We start from the raw sequence: 21,244 nt of genomic DNA on the forward strand, positions 1-21,244 counted from the left end.
TTTAGTTGGGGCGGCCGCCGCTATGCTGCGGGGCTCACAGGGCTGTTCGGCCCTGCAGCCGCCTTCGGCGGCTTTGGTCTGGCCTTCGGCCACCCCTCCGCAGCGCTGGGCCATTGGCCCTTCGGGCCCTGGGGCTTCGCCCCAGCCAAACAACAAAGCCCGCTGGCCTATTGGCCAGCGGGCTTTTTCCGTTTATTGGACCAAAATTACTGCCCCAATAAGGCTTTGGCCTCTTCTTCTTGTTTTTGAGCCCAAATCTTTTGAAACTTCTGGACCAACTCCTTTACGCCCAAATCCTTTTGGTGCAGGCGTCTATGATAGGTTTGGATAATCACCCCCACAGCATATTCAGGATGAGGTAATCCCATTTTTCTAAAATATTCTGATAAACGAGAGCCCTCCATCAACTGCCAACGATGTTTCATCCAAAGGCCCAAACTTCCATGGGTGCGGGCATCTACTTCCTCATCAGACAAACTCATAAAATACTCTTTAAAGTCATCTTCCATAGATTCATCCAAAACCCGAAAGCAATCATAGAGATCTCTTGGGATATAAATGCCATTGATTTCTCTTTGGGTAATCCGCTGCTGATAAAGCGAATCCATTCGCTTCTCTATAGGCCCCACCTGCCGACGAATATACATCCGCTTTTCTGATGGATTATCGTCCGTAGCAGTTTCTATTTGGCCCCAACTGAAAGGCAAGAAGAAAAGTGAGAAGGCTAAAAACAAAAATAGACGCATATTGGAAAGTGGTTTTAGTAGAATTTGAAATAGAGGATGACCTCAGCCTGTTACAGAATAATGCCAAAAATATAGAGCGGTTAGGGGAGGCCGCCAAAAAAAAGAAAAAAAATAGCCAAAGCGCTGTTTTCCCATTTAAATTTTGCTATTTGAATAGCTCTATCTCATTCAGTTTCTGAACACTAGCCGCAGCTCTTGGCTGTTCACCTTATTGGCCCTTTTTTTTGCTGTGACGACTGTCACCAATTAAGCAGAGCCAATGCTTTAATTTTAGGTTAAGAAAAGTAAGAAGTACTTCTGCTTTTTGCTCTTTTCACCCTCAAAATTAAGGATAAAATGGGATTTTTCGATTTTTTGTTCAAGCCACAAGAGCTCCCGCAAGATGTAAAAGAGGCAATTGAGAAAGGCTGCCCTATTGTAGATGTTCGTACCCCTATGGAATACGGCATGGGGCATATCGAAGGAAGTATCAATATGCCATTAGGCAATTTGAGCGACTTTCATAGCCAACTCAAAGAATTACCAACTCCTATTATTACTTGTTGTCGCTCGGGCAACCGCTCGGGCCAAGCCGCCAACCAACTCAATGCCTGGGGCATCAAAGCTGTTAATGGTGGAGCTTGGACAAGTTTGAACAAACACCTTTAAATCTTTAAAATGAAGTATTTATCTCTTTTTGCCGCTGCACTACTCTTTCTTTCTTGCAATGCTCAAGAAGCCAAAAAAGTACAAGAACCCTCAAAAACAGCAGTTACTGAAGGCCAAGTTGCTACTGCTCAGCCCATCACTAAAAATATTGCTGTGGCCGACTTCAAAGCAGCCCTAGAATCCGCTGGACCAAATCTACAACTCGTAGACGTACGCACTCCAGGAGAATGGGCCGAGGGTACCCTCCAAAATGCCCAAAAAATCAATTGGAATGATGCGGCCTTTGACCAAAATATTCAAGCCCTAGATAAGACGCAAGCCGTTTATGTCTATTGCCGATCCGGCGCCCGCTCTAGCCGTGCTATGGCCCGTATGCAAAGCCTAGGGTTTACAGAAGTCTATAACCTCAATGGGGGAATTATGGCTTGGCAAAATGCAGGTTATGAAGTGGTCAAATAAATGGCCGTTTTTGCGCATTCTGCGTCTAACAATGGCCATCTTCTTTCTTATAGATGTCTATTATAGCCATAGCCCCTGGATGCTAATCTTAGGCTTATTTCTACTCTATCAAGGCATTTTTCATAAGCCTTGCCTAGGCAGTTGTAGCCTCCCTTTAGCCAATAAAAACAATTACTGAACAGACTTAAATCATCATAAACAATGAGCAAATTCCAAGAAATTATCAATGGTGACACTCCCGTAATCGTAGACTTTTACGCTGTTTGGTGTGGCCCCTGCAAAATGATGCCCCCAATCCTCAAAGAACTTAAGGATAAGGTGGGCGATGCCGTACGCATTCTCAAAATTGATGTGGATAAAAACCAAAAACTATCTGCTCAATACGGCATCCGATCTATCCCTACACTGATGCTCTTTAAAAATGGACAGGCTGTCTGGCAACAAGCTGGAGTAGCATCTGCAGATCAACTACAAAAAGTAATTGAGGCCCACAGCTAAGCCTTAATATACTTGTACTGACTATTCACCAAGGACTGTCGCTCTTTTGAGGAACGCCCAACTAAACCGAGCTAGACAGTCAACAACTATACAATATATTATGAAGCATTATCAAGTACTCGTCATCGGGGGAGGAACGGCCGGTATTATGGTGTCCTCCCAACTGAAAAAAGAAAACACTAGCCTCTCTATTGGCCTTGTAGAACCTGCTAAAACACATTATTATCAGCCTGCATGGACGCTAGTCGGAGCCAATACTTATAATTATGAAGATACCGCTCGGCCTATGTCGAGCCTAATCCCAAAGGGCGTAGATTGGATTCAGGATTATGCCACAGGCTTTGATCCAGAAAACAATAAACTACATTGTAAAGAAGGGGATTATACCTACGACTATTTGGTGGTTGCCCCAGGAATCAAAATCGATCCCTCTCTAGTTGAAGGTTTGCCCGAAGCCCTAGATAAAGGCGTGGTTTGTAGCAACTACACTAACCCCAAACATACTTGGGAGGTCCTCAAAAATTTTAAAGGCGGTACAGCACTTTTTACACAGCCAACCACTCCGATTAAATGCGGCGGTGCACCCCAGAAAATTATGTACTTGGCCGCTGACCACTTTAAAAAGGCTGGCCTTAAGGATAAAACAAATGTTGTCTTTGCCGCTCCAGGAACAAAAATTTTTGGCGTAAAACCTATTGCCGAAACCTTGATGAAGGTAGTGGACCGCAACGATATTCACCTTCGTTTTGGCCACCAATTGGTCAAAGTAGATGGCCCCAACCAAATCGCTTGGTTCAAACTAGCCGATCACCAAAGCCTCTACAACGAAAAGGCTGCAGTGAAAATCGAAGAAAAGGATGGCCTTGTTGGCATTCATTACGATATGCTGCATTTGGCCCCTCCACAAACAGCACCCGATTTTGTCAAAAATTCAGTTTTGGCTTCTGAAGCAGGCTGGGTAGAGGTCAATATCGAAACCATGCAACATCTCAAGTTTCCCAATATTTTTAGCTTAGGCGATGTGGCCCAACTGCCCACTGCAAAAACTGGAGCCGCCATTCGCAAACAAGCCCCCATCGTAGTAGAAAGCATTCTCCGCCTACTAAAAGGCCAAGAGATTAGCCCAAAACGCTACAATGGTTACTCTTCTTGTCCACTAGTTACTGGCTATGGTAAAATGGCCCTAGCCGAATTTGATTATCAAAATAACTTTATTCCAGATCCCAAATTGAAGCAAATGTTGGTCTTCAATTCCGCTAAGGAACATTGGCGACTCTGGATTCTCAAAAAATATATGTTGCCCTATTTGTACTGGAACTACATGATGAAGGGCAAAGATGTCTAGGCGTTCCTCTTTTGATCCATTCCCCCTCTTTCCCCTTGCTAAATAATGAAAGAATTTAAGGATGGATGGTGTAATTGTCAGGATAGAAAGTCAGTAACTACGGTTGCTGGCTTTCGCTTTTTTAGCAGCATTTTATCGCTATATTTGCTCCCCAAAGGCTATAATATTGTAGCCTAAAGTACTTTAATAGCAAGCTTCGTCATGAGTAAATATTTTCCTCTTGCCATCCTGATGTTAGTCCTTTCCTGCACAAACTCCTATCCCAAAAAACAGACTGAAATAGCAGTGCCTAAAGAAGAAATTAAAGCAGAATTTCACAGAATTCTTGATTCTGCAAATGTTCGAGGCGCTATCTTAATCTATGACCTTCAGGCAAATACTTACTACTCCAATGAGTATGACTGGGCCAAAACAGAACGTTTACCCGCCTCTACCTTCAAAATACCTCACTCCATCATAGGACTAGAAACTGCCCTGCTCGAAGATGATAGTGCAATGTTCTATTGGGACAAAAAACCAAGAACCTTTGCCAGCTGGGAGCAGGATCTCAGCCTGAAAAATGCCTTTCACTATTCTTGTGTCCCTTGTTATCAAGAATTAGCCAGAAAAATTGGCCTGAAAAGAATGAAGGAACAACTCGCCAAACTGAATTTTGGCCAGATGCAAGTAGATTCATCAAATCTTGATCTATTTTGGCTTGAAGGCAATTCCAAAATTAGCCAATTTGAGCAAATCGACTTTTTGAAAAGGTTTTACCAAGACCAACTACCCATTACTGCCCGCACAAAAGAAATTATGAGCCGAATGATGATTATTACCCAACAAGAAGGCGAAACACTAAGGGGCAAAACAGGCTGGGCAATGCGCAATGGAGACAATAATGGCTGGTTCGTCGGCTACCTAGAAAACAAAGACAAAACCTACTTTTTTGCCACGAATATAGTCCCAAAAGAGGGCCTAGAAAAAGATAAATTCACAGCCGCCAGAAAAGAAACAACTTTAAAAGCTATTGATTTATTAAGACGGTAAGGGGCTTTTTTTGGGGCTGCCCCTCGCTTCGCTCGGGTCGGGCTGTGTCGCAGCTCGCTGCTCGCTCGGCCCTGCGCCGCCAAAGGCGGCTGGGTCTGGCCCTTCGGGCCACTGCTGTCCATCCCTCAGCCAGCTCGCTGCGCTCGCTCTAACCCTAGAATTTGGACCAAAAAAAGCAGACTGCCTTGCAGTCTGCTTTTTCCGTTTTAGCCTTTCTCAAAAATGAGGCAACGCCATTTTTCTCGAGCTTTTTGCTCCAATAAGCGGAGCCCTTGGCCCTTTTCAATAATAAGTGGAATATCCTCTTCTAAAAAGCCAGAGCAGATGAGCTGTCCACCTGGCTTTAGGGCCGCTACCATATCCGACATAGAAGATAAAATTACATTGCGATTGATATTGGCCAAAATCAAATCATAATCGCTTTCGCCAACAAGCAGCTCGCTACCGCCCTGAGCCAAACGAAGAGGAGCTTGGGGACAGTTGTTCGCCACGTTTTCTAGCGAGTTTTCATAGGCCCAAGGATCAAAATCGAAGGCAAAAATATCTTTGGCGCCCAAATAAGCCGCCATGATGGCCAAAACGGCTGTACCACAGCCAAAATCCATCACCTTTTTGCCCTTTAGGTCCAAGGGACGCATGGCTTGCAAGACCATATAGGTAGTAGCATGATGGCCTGTACCAAAAGACATTTTGGGCGTAATGACAATTTCGTGCTCAATATGCGCTGGAGCGGGAGCGTGAAAATTGGCCCGAATGAGGCAAAAGTCATCTACTTCAACGGCTTGGTAGTCTGACTCCCATTGAGCGTTCCAGTTGGTGGGCGCAATTTCAGTAATTTGGGCTTGGGGCCATTTGGGCGCCAATTGGTCCAAAAAGCTTTGCAGCTTTTCGTCTAGAGCAGATTGAGGCAAAAAGGCCGTTAGGGCCTCCTCCTCTTGCTGAAAACCCTCAAAGGGGAAATCGGCCAAAAGAGCGATTAACTGCTCTTGTTGGTCTTCTTCGGCAACTGAAAAGGAAAAAGAAAGGTAAGTTTGCATAAGTTTTTTATATGTTTGTGGGCTGCTCAAAATGTTATAAATTGGGGCAGCTGCTCTCTGAGCGGCCGAAGGGCCGCTGGCCTAGCGATGTGAAAGGGGGCGGCGAAGCCGCAGACCAAGGCCGTCAGGCCGCAGGGCCGAGCGAATAGCGAGCTGCGAAACGTAGCGCCTGCAGCTTTGCTGCAGGAGGCCCCAAAACAGCAGCGAGCCCCGAAACGAGAACAAGGCCTTTAGGCCGCAGTTCGACGACCAAAGGGAGTAACCGCCCCGAGCCCTTAAGGGCGAGGGGAGGCCCCAAAATAAATAGTTTGTTATTTTGGACCGTATTGGGCTGCAAAAATACACTTTAATTTTTCATTTAACCCCCTTTATATGAAAATAGAACAAGAGGATCAGCATTATCAGGCGGAGAAAGCCTATCCCTTGCCCTCTGTGATAGAAGATCTGAATAAATGGCCGATCAATCAGTTGTATCGAGATAAGAAAGCGTTTATGGACCAATTGGTGGCCTTTACGCAAGATCGGTTGATTGCGCAGAAAAAAGGGGGCGCTTTGGCCCAAAAAATTGCCGCTGTAGTTTATAAGGAGCGGCAGCGAATTTTGGAAAATCCTTGGAAAGTTGATCCACCCGATGAGCTTGATTTTTGGGGAGATATCCGCAGAAAGATGGTCAAGGGGGGGAAATTGGAGGGAGAGGCTGCGCAAAAGCATTATGAGCAGCTATCGGAGCGAATTTTAAGACGTTATGTAGAAGAAATTACGGGTAATTTTAAGATTTCGACCTATAAATTGGCTCGAATTCTTTTGCCCATGCTCTTCAATTCGATCCTCAACACCATGACGGTCCGCAAGGCCGATTTGCGCAAAAAACTGCGGATTTCTGGGCATGTGGAAGAGTTACGCTCTTTGGTGGATAAGGGGACGGTGGTTTTTGTGCCCACGCATTTTTCTAATTTAGATTCTATCCTAATCGGTTGGGCTGCAGATAGAATTGGGATGCTGGCCTTTTCTTATGGGGCGGGACTCAATTTGTTCAACAACAAAATCATGTCCTATTTCTTTAGTCGCTTGGGGGCTTATACGCTAGATCGCCGAAAGAAAAACCCTTTTTATCTGGAGAGCCTCAAGTCATTTTCTCAGCTTTCTATTGAAAGAGGGGTACATTCGCTATTTTTTCCAGGCGGGACCCGCTCTAGAAATGGAGCCCTAGAAGATCGCCTGAAATTGGGCCTATTGGGTACGGCTATAGATGCCCAAGGGGCTGTTTTGGAAAGAGGCGAAAAAAATAAGGTTTATATTGTGCCCGTGGTCTTGAACTACCACTTTGTACTAGAGGCCAAAAGTCTGATTGAGCAGCATTTGAAATATACGGGGAAAGAACTATACATTCCAGAAGGCAGTGGGTTTAGTGCTATGGGCATCCTCAAATATCTTCGTCAATTTGTTTATAATAGCTCAGAAATCTTGGTCAACTTTGGCCGTCCTATGGATGTAATGGGCAATTTTGTAGATGAGCAGGGCCGCAGTTTGGATACGCATGGTCGAGAGGTGGATATTCGGGATTATTATACTTCTGGAGGAAAACTGACCTATGATCGTCAGCGCAATGAAGTCTATACTGAACGTCTAGCAGATAAAATTGTGGAGCGCTTTAAGGTAGAAAATGTAGTTTTATCCAGCCATCTTTTGGCCTTTACTGCCTTTAATATTATCCAGCAGCGAGAAAAAGAACAAGATTTGTATGGTATTTTGCGTTTGCCCAAAGAAGAACGGCAAATTAGCAAGGAGCTGCTGTTTGAGAATTTAGCCCTTTTGCGAGAGGCCCTGCAGCAGTTAGAAGCCCAAGGTCAACTTAAACTATCGGAGATGGTGGCTAGATATAGCATTGAGGAGTTGGTGGCGGATGGCTTGCAAAATATTGGCGCCTTTCATGTCAAGAAACCCCTCTTCTGGAACAAAAAAGAGGCTTGCTATGAAAGCGAAGACCTGAATTTGCTGTATTATTATCACAACCGAATGAAGGCCTATGGGCTGCACCGATTGATTAACATTTAAAATCCTAAAGATGTATTACCGTTTCCTATGGATTCCCCTGGCCCTCTTGCTCTTTAGCTGTGGCCCTTCGGCATCGCCAGAAGAACAAGCGGCTTGGGAGACCGCAGAAAAAGCCAATAGCTTGGCCGCCCTAGATAGTTTTGTGCTTCAATATCCCGAACATAACTTCCAAGAAGAATTGGCCGCCAAAAAAGAACGCCTACTCTTTGCCGAGGCAAAAATGGAAAACCGGGTTTACCATTATAAAAAGTATTTGGCCGAGTTTCCCGAAGGGAAACGCAAGGCAGAGGCCCAAGAGGCTTTAGCAAATATTCAAAAAAGTATTAAATTACCCTCCAAGGAGATCTTGACCGCTAAGCCTTTTGTGGGCAAGGTAGAGTACGAAAATGCTGCAGATAAAGAGATTCTCTCCATGAAGTTTGTCGAACTCAATGAGGCCGATGGCAGCTTTTTGGCCGATGTGCACCTCTCTAACGATATCCGCTGCCAAATTACTGGCCGTATCGAGCAGCAAGCTCCTTATACTATGCTATTCCTCAAACAAGTAGGGGAACAACAGGATTTTATCCTAGACCTATCGCCAGCTCTGCCTTACCTCAAAAATGGAGAGTTGATTATCGAATCTGTAGACCCCAAGCAGTACTGGCGACTCAAATAAAACCATCTATTATCATCACTTTCTAATGAAGTAGCTTTTTTATGCGCACCACTTATTTTTTTAGCTTTTTATTGCTTGCTAGCTTCCTTTTTTCAGCCTGCAATAATTATAAGTCAGAATATGAACAGCTGCTAGACGAAAACGCAGCGATTCAAAAAAAGCTCAATGCTATGAGCGAGGAGGACCGCCTAATCCGTGGCGAATACTCTGAAACAATCGAAACCCTTAACGCTATCGAAGATACCCTCCGCGCTATCGAAACCCGCGATAAGGAAATTCAGAAGTTGAGCCAAAGCAAGGAGATGTCTGGCGATATCTCTCAACGTCAAACGATTATTGCCCGCCTCCAAGCCCTCAAAGATGCCAACGAGAAGTCGAATGGTCAAGCCCGCCAAATGCAGGCTCGCCTCAATAGCTTCCGTATCGAAAATGAACAGCTCCGCAAAATGATCTCTCAGGCCGAAACGAAGGTGATGGCCAAAGATAAGGAACTAGAAGAGGCTCAAGGCGTGATCGATGGCCTCCGTACCGCACTCTCTAAAATGGAGTCTCAATTGCTCGAAAGTGAAGGCAACCTGGCAGAGGCTTATGAGGAACTCAAAACTAAAAATGAAGATCTCGAAAGCACTAACCGCCAATTGACGACGACTATTGAGGAGCTTAACCGCAAAAATGTCTTTATCGATGAGCAAGCTAAAGGCTATGTAGCCTGCGGAAGTAAGAAAACGCTCCGTCGCAAAGGCATCCTTAGTCGTTTTAGCATGAAGTTGACCAAGCAGTACCAGTCTGCCGTCCGTGCCAATAGTTCTAGCATCAATTACTTTGAGAGCAACCAAATTGAATGTGGTACCGAAGGCGATATTATCGCCGTTCTTCCCGCCCGCCCCGAAAGCTCTTATACCATCAAAGGCAACCGCCTAGAGGTAAATAATGCCGAGGAATTCTGGAAAACCGACAAAATCGTTGTGATCGTTAAAGATTAAGAACCACGGTTTTATCCAATGCGAATAAAATGGCCTAGTGCGTAAAGCGCTAGGCTTTTTTGTTTTTGGGGCGTTACTCCTTTCAGTTGTCGAACTGCGCCCTAAAGAGCTTGTTGTCGCTGCGGCTTCGCCTTGCGGCGCTACGGTTACTCCCTTCGGTCGTCGAACTGCGGACTAAAGTCCTTGTTGTTAGGGCTCGCAGGTTTGCTCGGCCCTGCGGCCTGACGGCCTTGGTCTGCGGCTGCGCCGCCCCCTTTCACATCGCTAGGCCGATATATAGCTGCGTAAAAAACAGCCATCAAAAGACTGGAATGATGTATAGCTGGGCCTTTTTTAGTAGGACTGTTCAGGATTTTGTGTATCCGAATAAAATTGGGGCTTTTAGCTTAGTGCTTAAAAGCAGGATTTAGCCAATCATCGCCTAGAGACAAGCCCTAGGCGCAGAAAAGGGCGCAGACAAAATTTTAAACAGTTTCTTTTACAGGTCTAGAGGCGGCGGAGCCGCCGGCTGAGGGGCTGTAGCAGGGCCGCCGCAGGCGGCAGACCTAGGCGCTGCAAGCGCCGCAGGGCCGAGCAGACCTGCGAGCTGCGGAATGGCCCGACCCGCCCGCAGGGTGGGGCAGCCCCAAAAAATAAAAAAGAAGGGCTTAATTGCTTCTTGCGCTATCTTGGGCCATCAGCGTTTTGCTACGGATGATGTAATCGACCTTTTTGGGTTGATATTGTAAGTAGCTCACCGATTTGGGCTTGCGCTTTAATTGTAGGCGAATGCTTTTATTTTGGGTGGGATCAATTTTGGAGAAATCGGCAATGATTTCGAAATCTCTAGCCGATAAACGGTCATAATCGCTAAGGCCGACAATGCAGCTAATTTCGACCTTTTTGGGGAGGAGGACCAGCAATAAACTGTCTGGAATGCCCTTTTTTTGGATCTCTACGGCCAGGCGCTTTTCCGTGGTGGGTTCTACGGTGGCAATTACCTTGATCTCATCGGGTTCAAAGCGCACATTGCTGTTGGGGTGGGGTTTGAGCCGAACCGTTTGAATGACGCTAGAGTTTACTTTTTGTTGGATGAGTGGGACCGTGGGCCAACTCTTAATTTCGCTGACAACAGAGGCGGGGCCATGAATTTTTACGGTAGCGGGCTGTAGTTGAATTTCCGATTTTAAATGATGTTGAGGGGCCAGTTCCAGTTGATTGTCTAGGATGAGCGGAATCTCTTTTTCGGCGGGTGCCTCGGGTTGCAATTGAATAAAATCGGGGCGAATTTCTAGGATTTTGATATCATCGCTCAACTGTCGACTAATTCGACTTTTGATATTCATAGCGTTGAGCGTTTGGGGATTATCATCTTGAATATTGAGGTCGAGCATAAACTCTCCTCTAGAGAACCAGCGTCCGAGTAGATCCCAGCCGCTAGCTTCCACATCGATATCGATATTATCGGGTGGAGGCAAGCTGAGGACCTTATTTTCGGGCAGTTTATATTCTAGGGCAAAGTTAAGAGTGCTTCGATAATTGTAAGAGAGTTTGGTAAAGAGCCAAAAGATGAAGGCAATACCAATGCAAATCATCAGTATTGCCCGATCGGTCTTCAAGAAGGCCTTAATCTCTTGTCTATTTGGCATCTTTGGCATCTTCGTCGCCATAAACAGCTTGTGTCATATCTTTAGAAACGGCTTCTCGTTGGATGGTAATCATTGTTTTGGGAGCAATGATGAGCTCAATAGTACTTTCGGTAATATTGGCAATGCTACCATGTACGCCACCCATAGTGACTACTTTTTGGCCTTTTTTAAGTGAGCTGAAGAAGCTTTTTTGTTTTTTGCGCTCTTGTTGTTGAGGGCGGATCATCAAGAAATAGATGATAATGATAGCCCCAAAAAGAAAGAGTAAATTGGTCCAACCCGCAGCGCCAGAATCGGCAGCCTGCCAAAGGAATAAAGAAAACTTTTGCATATTATTAGCTTAATAAAAAATTAGTTAGCCACATTGGCTCGTATTTTTAAAACAGTTTTGTTGGGGATGGTATTGGCGGTAAGATACACATCTTTTTCTTGGATGCCTTTTTTCCCTGTAGAATTAAATACTACTCGAATTTCGCCAGATTCGCCGGGGGCCAAAGGCTCTTTGGGCCATTGAGGAACGGTACAACCGCAGTTTCCTCTAGCATTGGTAATATTGAGCGGGGATTTGCCTGTATTCTTAAACTTGAAAAGATGTTCTACAGATTCGCCCTCTTTAATATCGCCAAAATCAAAGGCCATTTCTTCAAATTCCATTTTGGCGGCCTCATTGGGATCAAGAGGCTTGTCTGCAGAAACGGGATTGTGGTAGAGCTGTGATTTTCCCAATGGTTTACTGTCCTGCACATCCTGTGCAGAGGGCATATCGGCCGATGGACTTTGGCAGGCGCCTAAAAGGAGCAGCAAGGGAAATAGCAATTTTTTCATATTCTATCTGTTCTTTAGTACACTGTTTTAGGGGCAATTCTGGAGAACCGCCCCTAAAATTTTATTTAAAGAGGATAAATTCTACGCGTCGGTTTTGGGCCCGTCCTACTTGGGTATCATTAGAGACTAAAGGCTGGGTTTCTCCAAATCCCTTGTGAGAAAGCCGGTTGGCTGAAATTCCTTCTTGGATGAGGAAGTTGTAGCAAGCCTCTGCACGTTGTCTAGACAAAATGAGGTTGTTACTTGTTCCGCCCAAATTATCGGTATGTCCCTGGATTTTGAGCTGATGCTCGGGATAGCGCTTGAGCAAGTCGGCCATCTCTTTCAGTATTTCCTTTGAGCTTGGCAACAAAACGGCATTGCCCGTTTCAAAGTGCACCTCTTTCATCGCTCGATCCAAGATGTCTTGATCTGCTTTTTTGATTTCGGGGCAACCTTGGTTTTCTTTGGGGCCTGCCTCTTCAGGACAGTTATCCTCCTTATCTGGAATTCCGTCGCCATCGCTATCTGGACAACCCTTGAACTCGGCTAAACCAGCTTGTTCGGGACAGTCATCTTCTTTGTCTGGAATCCCATCACCATCAGTATCTGGACAGCCATTGAACTCGGCCAAGCCTGCAGTTTGTGGACAATCATCCTGCTCATCCAGTACGCCATCTCCATCGCTATCTTTGGGCTTGGGGGGAGGAGGGATTACTTTCTCTTCTTTTTTGCCCAGTTGGAATACGGCTCCAAGACCTAGCGCAAAATTTGACTTTTGCGTAATCAACGAAGCTCGGTATTCCGCTTGTAGCTCTAGGCTAATCTTATCGTTTAAGGGAATCTTGGCCCCCAAACCTAAGGGAATTTGTAGGTCTAGGGGATTGTTTTCTCGCTCTGTCATATAAACAGGGGCAAGTCCCGCTAAAATATAAGGTTGTACGGCAGCCTCTTCAGAGAGGATATAGCCATTGGCAAACTTATAATGTCCCTGTAAGTCTAAGCCAATACCCAACTCATTAGGGTGATTGCGTTCTTCGCAAGGCGTTGTGATACACAAAATTCTGCTATCTTCATGATAGGCATCAATAGCGCCCAAACGCAAACCCGCCGATAGGTTAAAAGAAGAGTTGAGATAGTAGCGATAAGCTAATTCCCCCCCAAAGGTCCAATCTTGAGGAGCCAAAAACCGATCTGTCCGCATTTTATGCGACTCATCTAAAGAGACATAATCATGGGCCAATAGTTTGGCCGAAATAGCATGCGGCTGTTCCGCAGATTGGGCAGAAAGCCCAGCGCTAGCCAAAAGTCCAAAAAATAAAACAGCGATTTTTTTCATAAGGGGGGAGTTCATTTATTTACTGATCCAAAAGACCTCGACCTTCCTTATTGATGCGCCCTTCTTTCTGTAGTTCCTGCATCAAACGATCAAGGATCCCGTTAATAAAGCGTTTACTTTTGTCAGTACTATAAGTTTTGGCCAAATTAACATATTCGTTAATAGTCACCTTAGTCGGAATAGTTGGAAAGTAAAGGAATTCACAGAGGCCCATTTTCATCAAGGTCATGTCAATAACTGCAACCCGATCTTCCTGCCAGTTGTTCAAACGCCCAGCAATCAATTCTGTCAAATGCTCTTCTTTGCGCAAAACCAAGTAAAGCAGTTCCTTGCCCAAATCCTCTACAAATTCAGGGTTGGGCTTCTGGCTCAAGAAAAACTCCTTATCATCGGGCAAAGAGCGCAAAGAGCGTTTAATTGCGCCATAAATAAGTGATTCATCGTCTGGCCAGGTCGGAAAATAATCAGTCATTTGCTCCATAAATACCTCATCCTCACGCATGCACATATACAAACGAACCAAGGCGTACTGATGCTCTCGAATAGGGGTGTTCTCCATTTCGCGATACCCCTCATAATACTCTTCTGCAGTAAATTTCTTAAACAGACGACGAACCGTGTCTTGATCTACCATCTGCAAAATCCCCTCTTTTTTAATCAGCTTCTGAAAAGCTTCATTTTCTCTAATCGCAGCAACGACCGGATTCTCATATAATTTTCTCGAAGCCTTTTTGTCCATTTCTGTAGGGACAAATTTGTTGCTCTTGATCTCATAGTCCTTACGGCTAAAAAAAGCAATCTGCGTAATATAATGCACGCTGAGCAAATACAGCCGATAACTCTCCTGTACGGCTTTCAAATAATTGCGCTCGGCAACTGCTGTGTTGTCTTCTTTTACAGACTGCGCATAAAGGGTCTGCAAAACCTTAATCCGGATGTTGTTTCTACTTAGCATTATTGTGTTTTGCCAAAGATGATGGTAAGAACTTTAAACGAAAAGCCCTGCCTGAAGTCAGCGCTTCCTAATTTTTGCGCTAAGGTACAAAATCTATCTAAAAGAAGAGGGGATTTTAAAGGCTAGCTGGCAGCAGGCCCAAAAAAAAGGTGCTAAGCAATCTTTGCTTAACACCTTAGACCTAACTTAACTAACTTTGTAAGAACTTTTTTAGAGGGCCTTTTAGCTCCCTACTTTCTTTATGACCAAAAGCTCCTTTTTGTTACCCTTTAAAGGGAACTTTTTTTGAAAAAAAATAAAAAAAGCCGCTAAGTAAATCTACTTAGCGGCTCAATTATCTCAAAGTCAATACTTTAGCTTATTTTGCAGCCAAAGTAACTTTTAGACCCATCTCATCATTGATGAGGTTATCTTCCATACCAGAGTAGTCAATACCCCAAACAGAACGCTTGATTGTAAACTGAGGAGTAGTAGCCTGTACTGCGCCATCTGTAATGTTTACATTAGCAGGAATAGTTACGCTTTTCTCAATGTCACGCATTTTTAGGTTACCCTCAATACGGTGAGTTACGCCTTCTTCTCCTTCTGCTGCAGAAACTGAAGTGATCGTGAAAGTAGCTGTAGGAAATTTCTCTACTTCAAAGAAATCATTATTCTTCAAGTGACCTTCCAATTTAGCTTTTCCACTCTCTTCGTCCAAGTCCAAAACATTGATGCTGGCCATGTCCAAAACAAATGTACCCCCAACAAGCTGACCGTCTTTTACTTGCAATTCTCCTGACTGCAATTTCATGTCACCATTGTGGCTACCAGATACTTTGCTACCTACCCACTCTACTTTAGAGCTCGCTACATCTACAGCCAAAGTCTTGGCCTCAGCAGCTTTCTCTGCATCTACATTCTTAGCTTCTTGAGCATCTACTTTTTCCCCTTTAGGAGCCTCGCTACAAGAAGCTGCAAAAAAACCAAGGGCCATCATAAAAAATAAGCTGCGAAATAGTGTTTTCATAAGTCTTTTTAAATTTGAATATGTACTGCTAGAATTAACGTTTTAGACAAACAATAGCAAGACCAAAAGGTTTTAGGCCGCTGCATTTATTTCCTTGCCTATTGCAAATATAGGGATTGTTTTTAGAATAGATGTATATACATCAATTTTTTTAAAAAAAATTTTCAAGGCCACTCCAAAAGGAGAGGAGCTGCCGCATTTTATTCCTTTTTTGGGGCTGCCCCGCCCTGCGGGCGGGTCGGGCTGTGCGGGGGCTCGCTGCTCGCTCGGCCCTTCAGCGCTAGGCGCTTCGGTCTGGCCTGCGGCCACCCCCTACCATCCCTCAGCCAAGGCCCGCGCTAATCTTCTTTCTTGGCTCTACGCTTCTCTTCCCGTATAAATGAACTCTCATAGGTGCAGTAACGGTCATATTTAGCCTGATTGACGCCCTGCCAAATATCTTTGCCCACCTGCCCCATTTTGAGCATCTGCTCATATAAACGGTTGCCCAAAATTACGCGGTTCTCTACAGAAATATCTCGGTCCGATACCCGATCGGCTTTTATATGTAGGGCCAACTCAAAAGCCTGATTGGCCCGATGCAGCTCATCGAGCTGCGGCTGATTTAGGCCCACATCTTCTAAATGGGCCAGACTCTGCTGCCCCACCCGAATGACTCTTTTGGCACATAAATATAATTTGGGATCACTCATATCACTTAACTTGCTGGTCCCAAACTTACGGTAACGGCCCGATTTGCTATGGTACTTTTGGCCCACTCGATTCATAATCCCCCGAATCAAACGGCGCACTTCTGCTGCAGCATCTTGCTTCTTTTCTGTGGCCACCATTTGCTCGCCCATCAACTCCTCATCTGTGGGAATATCAGAAAAGTCTTTGATCAATTCCTCAAAGGCCGCTATATGCCCCGATAAAATCCCATACTGGGCAAATTCTTTTTGGTCCTCCTTGAGTTGAAGTAAGAGCTCCATGGCCTGCTCAAATAATTGAGCATCCGAATAATTATAGGCTCTAAAAACAGATTGTTTTTTCATCGCTTTTTTGTTTAAAGGCCTAAATATAAAAGTTTTAAATAAATTGTAGAAATTGGTCCGTTGGAAATATCTTGTTTGATGGTTTTTTGCCCCAAAACTGCCTTGACTAGCCTGAAATTTTTATCAAAGAATGGCCGAAGCGCAGGATTTCCATTCGGCCCAGCGCTGCGCAGCGGTGGCGCAAAGCGCCAGACCAAAGCCCGTAGGGCTGCAGGGCCGAGCGAATAGCGAGCCGCGAAGCATAGCGCCGCAAGGCGAAGCCGCAGCGGAGGCCCCAAATTATCCTGATTTACTTCCTAATGATTAGACAATTTGCTTTTTTGAGCCCTAAACCTTCAGAAACGTACCCATGAATAAATTACTTTTGCCCCTGCTGCTCTGTTTTTCTTTCCTTGCAGCCGCCCAAGAAACTGACCATTTAGCAAGCGCTGTATTATTGAAGAATAGTCTGCGGCTAAATGCATATTGTTCGACTCTTTTGGAGCAGGATACAGCGGCCCATCAGGCTTTGAAACTAGAACTGCTAGACTACTTGGGGGATACTACTAAACAGTATGTTTTGTATCGGAATAGGGAGGGGCAGAGCAAATATTTTGTGCAAACAGAAAGGCAGCTTGTGGCCATTTACCTCCTTTCGGTACTTCATCGTCAAAATGATACCTTTGCTGATGAATTAAGTATTTATGACTATAGAAATAAGCAGGAGTTAAGGACCAATACTCCCGCTTTTGAGCTTCTTGTAGAGGAGATGAAAGCTTGGGCCAAGGGCGAACAGAAGCAGTTTCCCCTAGAGGAAGGAGAGTTGTATTGGGGGCTTGACAGCTGTCCCTGCAGGAATCTTCGAGATATACAAGCAAAAGAAGACTACCACTTAGATAGCTTGATCTTATTGAAGGAGTATAATCGGCTATATACGCTTACTGCCTGTGATACAGCCGCCCATCAGGCCTTGAAACTGCAGCTACTGCAGCACTTAGGCGATACCGCAAGGCAGATCTCTTTTTTGCATTATGAAAATAGCAAGGATAAATCCTTTGTAGAGCTCAATACAATTACTGTTCGCAAGAAAATAGAAAGGCAGCTAGCCGCTATGTATATTCTTTCGGCCCTTCATTATCGAACGAATAGATTTAGTCGTCAATTTTGTATTTATGATGATAAAAATAAGCGAGAACTGAAGCCTGGCGATTCCGCTTTTGAGCTTCTTGTAGAGGAGATGAAGGCCTGGGCCAAGGACGAGCAGAAGCAGTTTCCCCTAGAAAAAAGAGGACTTTCTTGGGGCCGGCCAGAGATGAGCTCTGAAGAGGTATTGAAGGCACTTAGAGGAGGAGGAGAATAACAGGTTTTAGCACTTAATTTTACTGCTAGCCAATCATTATCTAGGGCCATGGGCTAAAGCCCATGGTTGCGAGTCTATGCAAACTAGCGGGCTGAAGCCCTTGTTTGCAGCTAGGGGTTCATTTTCTTGCTTAGCGAATAGCCTCAGGGCAAAAAAGCGAACAAGGACTTTAGTCCGTCGGTTCGCTCAGTCAACAACCCTGGGCTTCAGCCCAGGACAGTAAGGATAGACGTTGTTTTTAGCACTTAATTTTACTGCTAGCTAATCATTGTCTAGAGGCTTGGCCCTAAACTGTCTAGGGCCATGGGCTAAAGCCCATGGTTGCGAGTCTATGCAAACTAGCGGGCTGAAGCCCAGGGCAGTAAGGATAGAAAAAAAGCTGTCAACTTTTATATTTACGTTTTTTACTGCTTACTTTTGTATCCGTATGAGTTGCTGATTAAAAGAAATCCTGAAATGTATAAAAATGCGGTATATATCCATATGGTCTGGCCAACCTATAAAAGGTTAGAGTTTTTGAATGAAGAAGCGTTGCCGATTTGTTTAAATGCGCTAAAATTGATTGCTAAAGAAAAAAATATTCGGCTATTAGAGGTGAATGGTTCTATAGATCATATTCATTGTCTTTTTGCACTAGGCCCTCAAGATTCATTAGCAAAAATTGCTTTTTGGCTAAAAGGTCGATCGTCTAGAATCTTAAACCAAATGTATTATGAAGAAGGTGAATTTAAGTGGGCTAGAAACTACTATGCACGTTCCGTTAGTTTTTCAGAACTAAGTACCGTTCAAGAGTACATACGAAATCAAGCATTAAATCATAAATTATAGTGCTACATATACTATTACATAACAGATTCTATCTTACCTCCATGGGCTAATAAAGCCCATGCTTGCAGGTCTATGCAAAGAGCGGGCTAAAGCCCTTGTTTGCTATTGAGGCTTGGGTTCATTTCTAGACCTAATAAAATGGGCTGAAGGTTTTAATCTTCAGCCCATAATTATAAACAACCCAAGGCCCCAATTTCTCCCCAAAATTCATCTCCTCTTTTAAAGCCGCTCATAAAACTGTACTTTTGTTGCAAAATTTACAAGAACTATGAGCTACCAAAAATATAAGGCCGCCTTGCAAGAAATCAAGGACCTGCAAGCTGCCCAAGCCGTTTTGCATTGGGATATGGAAACCTTTATGCCCGCTAAGGGCCTGCAACAACGCAGCCGACAATTAGCCAGCCTTGGCCGCTTGGCCCAAGAAAAGGCTCAAGCCCCCGAATTAGGCGAACTCCTACAAAATTTATTGGCCCAAAAAGAACAGTTTAGCCCCGCAGAACAGCGCAATCTAGAACTCTCTTGGGAGGATTATCAAGAGGCGCAGAAATTAAGCCCCCAATTTGTCGAGCAACTCTCTTTGCTGACCTCTAAAGCCCAAGCCGCCTGGCAAAAGGCCCGCCAAGCCAAGGATTTTTCTCTCTTTGCCCAACCCCTGAGCGAACTGCTGGCCGCCAAAAGAGAAGAGGCCAAAATCCGCGCAAAAGCAGGACAAGGCCATCTCTACGATAGCCTTTTACGCAGCTATGAAAAGGAGGCGACCGTGGCCCGCTTAGATCCCATTTTCGAACAGCTAAGCAGCGGTATTCGCCAGCTTTTGGCCAAGATTGCCGCCCAGGGAACCCCACCCCAAAAAGAGTTTTTAAACCACCGCTTTCCCGCCGACCAACAATGGGCTTTTAGCCTCGAATTGCTCGAGCAGATGGGCTACGACTTTGAAGCAGGCCGACAAGATGCTTCTACCCACCCTTTTACCACTTCTTTTGGGACCGAGGATGTCCGCATTACCAGCCGCATTGATGAGGAGGACCTGATGTCTTGCCTCGGCAGCTCGATCCATGAAGGTGGCCACGCCCTCTATGAACAAGGCCTATTGAGCTCGGAATATGGCCTGCCCCTAGGCGAAGCCGTTTCGCTCTCTATTCACGAGTCGCAATCTCGCCTTTGGGAGCAAAATGTGGCGGGCTCTGATGTCTATTGGCAACATAATTTTAGCCGCCTCCAAAGCCTGTTCCCCTCCCAATTGTCTGGCGTAAAGGTCCAAGATTTTTATCGAGCGATCAATTACCTGGCGCCCAATTTTATCCGCACCGAGGCCGATGAGGTCCACTATCATTTGCATGTGGGCATCCGCTACCAACTGGAAAAACAACTGATTGGCGGAGAACTAGAGGTGGACCAATTGGAGGAGGCTTGGAATGAGGCCTATGAACGAGAACTGGGCATCCGTCCCGATAATCCCCAATTGGGCGTTTTACAAGATATTCACTGGTCGGCTGGACTCTGGGGCTATTTCCCCACCTATAGCCTCGGCAGCCTTTACGCTAGCCAGTTTTTTGCGGCCGCTCAATCGGCTATGCCCGAACTCAAAAGCCAGATTGCCAGAGGCGAATTGCTGCCCCTACGCGAATGGTTGCGCAAAGAAATTCATGAAAAGGGCCGCCACTATAGCTCCGAAACCCTTTGCCAACAGCTAACGGGCCAAGGCCTTTCCGTCGATTTTTTCTTGGCGTATCTAGAAGAGAAGTACCGCAAAATTTACAATTTTTAAGCTATGCCACAGCTAGATTATTTGATTCTGGGCCAAGGCTTAGCGGGTAGCCTTTTGGCAGATCGCCTCTGGCAGGCTGGCCAAAAGGTGGCCCTAATCGATCAGGGCCATCAACAGGCTTCTTCCCAATTGGCGGCGGGAATCATGAACCCCATCGCTGGCCGATGGTTTACCAAAAGCTGGCGAATGGAGACCCTTTTGCCGCTGGCTTTTGCCTATTATCGAGAGCTGGAAGAGCGCCTAGACTGCCCCTTATTAGAAGAAAAAGCGGTGGCCATGCTTTTCCGCCTGCCCGAAATTGTCAATAACTGGATGGCCCGATCTACGGACCCCAATCTGAAGTTGTTTATCTCCCCCGACTTTGACCAAGCCGCCTATGAACGCAGCTTTGGCGCCCTAGCTGGCGGGGTAGAGTTCTCGCCAGCAGGCCGCCTCAATCTGCCTTTGTTCATTGAACGCTACCGAAGCTATTGGCAGGAGCAGGGACAGCTTTTGCTAGAGGAAGCCTTTGATTTTGAGGCCCTAGAATTACTAGAAAATGGGGTAGCCTATAAGTCCCTACAAGCCAAGGCCATCATTTTCTGCGAGGGCGCTCAGGTGCTGCAGAACCCCTATTTTAATGCCCTGCCCTTTAATCCCGCCAAGGGGGAGGTCCTCTTTGTCGAAATCCTCGATTATCCCTTTGATGGGAAGATGGTCAAGGATGGGGTGTTTATTATCCCGCTGGGCGATCAGCTGTATTGGGTGGGCAGCACCTACGAGCACGAATATGAGTCTTTGGCGCCCACCGATACCGAGAAATACCGCCTGCTGGGGCAGCTAGAGCAGTTGCTGGAGGGCCATTCTTTTAAGTTGCTGGATCATCAGGCTTCCGCCCGCCCCATACAACGCAAGCGCCGCCCCATTTTGGGCGCCCATCCCAAGCATCCGCAATTGTATATTCTCAATGGCTTGGGGGCCAAGGGCAGCTATCTGGCGCCTTATTGCTCGGCCCAATTGAGAGATCATTTGCTGCAACAACAGCCTTTGGAAGCTGAATTGGATATTGCCGATTATCTAGATTATTTTTAGGACTTGGGGCC

Annotated in this window: 22 protein-coding genes; 13 read left to right on the forward strand and 9 right to left on the reverse strand. The window is 45.5% G+C overall.

Annotation, left to right across the window (positions count from 1 at the left end; all coding sequences use genetic code 11):
- Positions 1 to 206: 206 nt before the first annotated feature.
- The gene (locus tag PPO43_RS13820; protein WP_272618773.1) at positions 207 to 746 is read right to left on the reverse strand and encodes a DUF6794 domain-containing protein; all 540 of its coding nucleotides are present in this window, start codon (positions 744 to 746) and stop codon (positions 207 to 209) included.
- A 336-nt stretch (positions 747 to 1,082) separates the two neighbouring features.
- Here PPO43_RS13820 and PPO43_RS13825 point away from each other — a divergent pair, with 336 nt between their 5' ends.
- The 6 genes from PPO43_RS13825 to blaOXA all read left to right on the forward strand — a co-directional run bounded on the left by PPO43_RS13825 (position 1,083) and on the right by blaOXA (position 4,725).
- Positions 1,083 to 1,394: a rhodanese-like domain-containing protein gene (locus tag PPO43_RS13825; RefSeq protein WP_272618776.1), complete on the forward strand. Its 312-nt coding sequence runs from the start codon at positions 1,083 to 1,085 to the stop codon at positions 1,392 to 1,394.
- 9 nt (positions 1,395 to 1,403) lie between these two features.
- The gene (locus PPO43_RS13830; protein WP_272618778.1) at positions 1,404 to 1,853 is read left to right on the forward strand and encodes a rhodanese-like domain-containing protein; all 450 of its coding nucleotides are present in this window, start codon (positions 1,404 to 1,406) and stop codon (positions 1,851 to 1,853) included.
- A gap of 201 nt (positions 1,854 to 2,054) precedes the next feature.
- Positions 2,055 to 2,351, forward strand: coding sequence for a thioredoxin (gene trxA / locus PPO43_RS13835; protein WP_272618780.1), 297 nt, complete (start codon positions 2,055 to 2,057; stop codon positions 2,349 to 2,351).
- 100 nt (positions 2,352 to 2,451) lie between these two features.
- On the forward strand, positions 2,452 to 3,696 hold the full coding sequence (locus PPO43_RS13840) for an NAD(P)/FAD-dependent oxidoreductase (RefSeq protein ID WP_272618782.1): 1,245 nt from the start codon (positions 2,452 to 2,454) through the stop codon (positions 3,694 to 3,696).
- Positions 3,697 to 3,741: 45 nt separating this feature from the next.
- Positions 3,742 to 3,873, forward strand: a complete 132-nt coding sequence (locus PPO43_RS13845; RefSeq protein WP_272618784.1) for a hypothetical protein — start codon at positions 3,742 to 3,744, stop codon at positions 3,871 to 3,873.
- A gap of 24 nt (positions 3,874 to 3,897) precedes the next feature.
- The gene (blaOXA, locus tag PPO43_RS13850; RefSeq protein ID WP_272618786.1) at positions 3,898 to 4,725 is read left to right on the forward strand and encodes a class D beta-lactamase; all 828 of its coding nucleotides are present in this window, start codon (positions 3,898 to 3,900) and stop codon (positions 4,723 to 4,725) included.
- A gap of 206 nt (positions 4,726 to 4,931) precedes the next feature.
- Here the strand turns inward: blaOXA and prmA are convergent, their stop codons facing one another.
- Positions 4,932 to 5,762: a 50S ribosomal protein L11 methyltransferase gene (prmA, locus tag PPO43_RS13855; RefSeq protein ID WP_272618788.1), complete on the reverse strand. Its 831-nt coding sequence runs from the start codon at positions 5,760 to 5,762 to the stop codon at positions 4,932 to 4,934.
- A gap of 372 nt (positions 5,763 to 6,134) precedes the next feature.
- Between prmA and PPO43_RS13860 the strand changes: the two genes are divergently transcribed.
- The 3 genes from PPO43_RS13860 to PPO43_RS13870 are packed head-to-tail and all read left to right on the forward strand — an operon-like array spanning position 6,135 to position 9,458.
- The gene (locus PPO43_RS13860) at positions 6,135 to 7,817 is read left to right on the forward strand and encodes a 1-acyl-sn-glycerol-3-phosphate acyltransferase (RefSeq protein ID WP_272618790.1); all 1,683 of its coding nucleotides are present in this window, start codon (positions 6,135 to 6,137) and stop codon (positions 7,815 to 7,817) included.
- A 10-nt stretch (positions 7,818 to 7,827) separates the two neighbouring features.
- The gene (locus PPO43_RS13865; RefSeq protein ID WP_272618792.1) at positions 7,828 to 8,475 is read left to right on the forward strand and encodes a hypothetical protein; all 648 of its coding nucleotides are present in this window, start codon (positions 7,828 to 7,830) and stop codon (positions 8,473 to 8,475) included.
- 41 nt (positions 8,476 to 8,516) lie between these two features.
- Positions 8,517 to 9,458: a hypothetical protein gene (locus PPO43_RS13870; protein WP_272618794.1), complete on the forward strand. Its 942-nt coding sequence runs from the start codon at positions 8,517 to 8,519 to the stop codon at positions 9,456 to 9,458.
- Between the two features lie 647 nt (positions 9,459 to 10,105).
- Here PPO43_RS13870 and PPO43_RS13875 read toward each other — a convergent pair.
- The 7 genes from PPO43_RS13875 to PPO43_RS13905 all read right to left on the reverse strand — a co-directional run bounded on the left by PPO43_RS13875 (position 10,106) and on the right by PPO43_RS13905 (position 16,227).
- Positions 10,106 to 11,086 (reverse strand): CdaR family protein, encoded by a 981-nt coding sequence (locus PPO43_RS13875; protein WP_272618796.1) that lies wholly within the window; start codon positions 11,084 to 11,086, stop codon positions 10,106 to 10,108.
- Positions 11,076 to 11,417, reverse strand: coding sequence for a preprotein translocase subunit YajC (gene yajC / locus PPO43_RS13880; RefSeq protein WP_272618798.1), 342 nt, complete (start codon positions 11,415 to 11,417; stop codon positions 11,076 to 11,078). The genes PPO43_RS13875 and yajC overlap by 11 nt, the downstream gene beginning before the upstream one ends.
- A 20-nt stretch (positions 11,418 to 11,437) precedes the next feature.
- Entirely contained in the window at positions 11,438 to 11,911 is a 474-nt protein-coding gene (locus PPO43_RS13885) for a DUF1573 domain-containing protein (RefSeq protein ID WP_272618799.1), read from the reverse strand.
- Positions 11,912 to 11,972: 61 nt separating this feature from the next.
- Positions 11,973 to 13,229: an OmpA family protein gene (locus PPO43_RS13890; protein ID WP_272618801.1), complete on the reverse strand. Its 1,257-nt coding sequence runs from the start codon at positions 13,227 to 13,229 to the stop codon at positions 11,973 to 11,975.
- A gap of 19 nt (positions 13,230 to 13,248) precedes the next feature.
- Complete coding sequence (gene nusB / locus PPO43_RS13895) at positions 13,249 to 14,184, reverse strand: transcription antitermination factor NusB (RefSeq protein WP_272618803.1); 936 nt, start codon at positions 14,182 to 14,184, stop codon at positions 13,249 to 13,251.
- A gap of 358 nt (positions 14,185 to 14,542) precedes the next feature.
- Positions 14,543 to 15,193, reverse strand: coding sequence for a YceI family protein (locus PPO43_RS13900; RefSeq protein WP_272618805.1), 651 nt, complete (start codon positions 15,191 to 15,193; stop codon positions 14,543 to 14,545).
- Positions 15,194 to 15,531: 338 nt separating this feature from the next.
- Entirely contained in the window at positions 15,532 to 16,227 is a 696-nt protein-coding gene (locus tag PPO43_RS13905) for a hypothetical protein (protein ID WP_272618807.1), read from the reverse strand.
- 349 nt (positions 16,228 to 16,576) lie between these two features.
- On the opposite strand from PPO43_RS13905, the gene PPO43_RS13910 reads away from it, so the two are divergent.
- The 4 genes from PPO43_RS13910 (at position 16,577) to PPO43_RS13925 (ending at position 21,233) form a co-directional block, all read left to right on the forward strand.
- Positions 16,577 to 17,566 carry a hypothetical protein gene (locus tag PPO43_RS13910; RefSeq protein ID WP_272618809.1) on the forward strand — a complete coding sequence of 330 codons (990 nt, stop codon included), beginning with the start codon at positions 16,577 to 16,579 and terminating at the stop codon, positions 17,564 to 17,566.
- A gap of 456 nt (positions 17,567 to 18,022) precedes the next feature.
- The gene (gene tnpA, locus PPO43_RS13915) at positions 18,023 to 18,394 is read left to right on the forward strand and encodes an IS200/IS605 family transposase (protein ID WP_272618811.1); all 372 of its coding nucleotides are present in this window, start codon (positions 18,023 to 18,025) and stop codon (positions 18,392 to 18,394) included.
- A 268-nt stretch (positions 18,395 to 18,662) separates the two neighbouring features.
- Positions 18,663 to 20,162 carry a carboxypeptidase M32 gene (locus tag PPO43_RS13920; RefSeq protein WP_272618813.1) on the forward strand — a complete coding sequence of 500 codons (1,500 nt, stop codon included), beginning with the start codon at positions 18,663 to 18,665 and terminating at the stop codon, positions 20,160 to 20,162.
- A gap of 3 nt (positions 20,163 to 20,165) precedes the next feature.
- Entirely contained in the window at positions 20,166 to 21,233 is a 1,068-nt protein-coding gene (locus PPO43_RS13925; RefSeq protein ID WP_272618815.1) for an NAD(P)/FAD-dependent oxidoreductase, read from the forward strand.
- Positions 21,234 to 21,244: the final 11 nt, after the last annotated feature.

The sequence above is a fragment of the Saprospira sp. CCB-QB6 genome (genome assembly GCF_028464065.1).
Classification (GTDB): Bacteria; Bacteroidota; Bacteroidia; order Chitinophagales; family Saprospiraceae; genus Saprospira.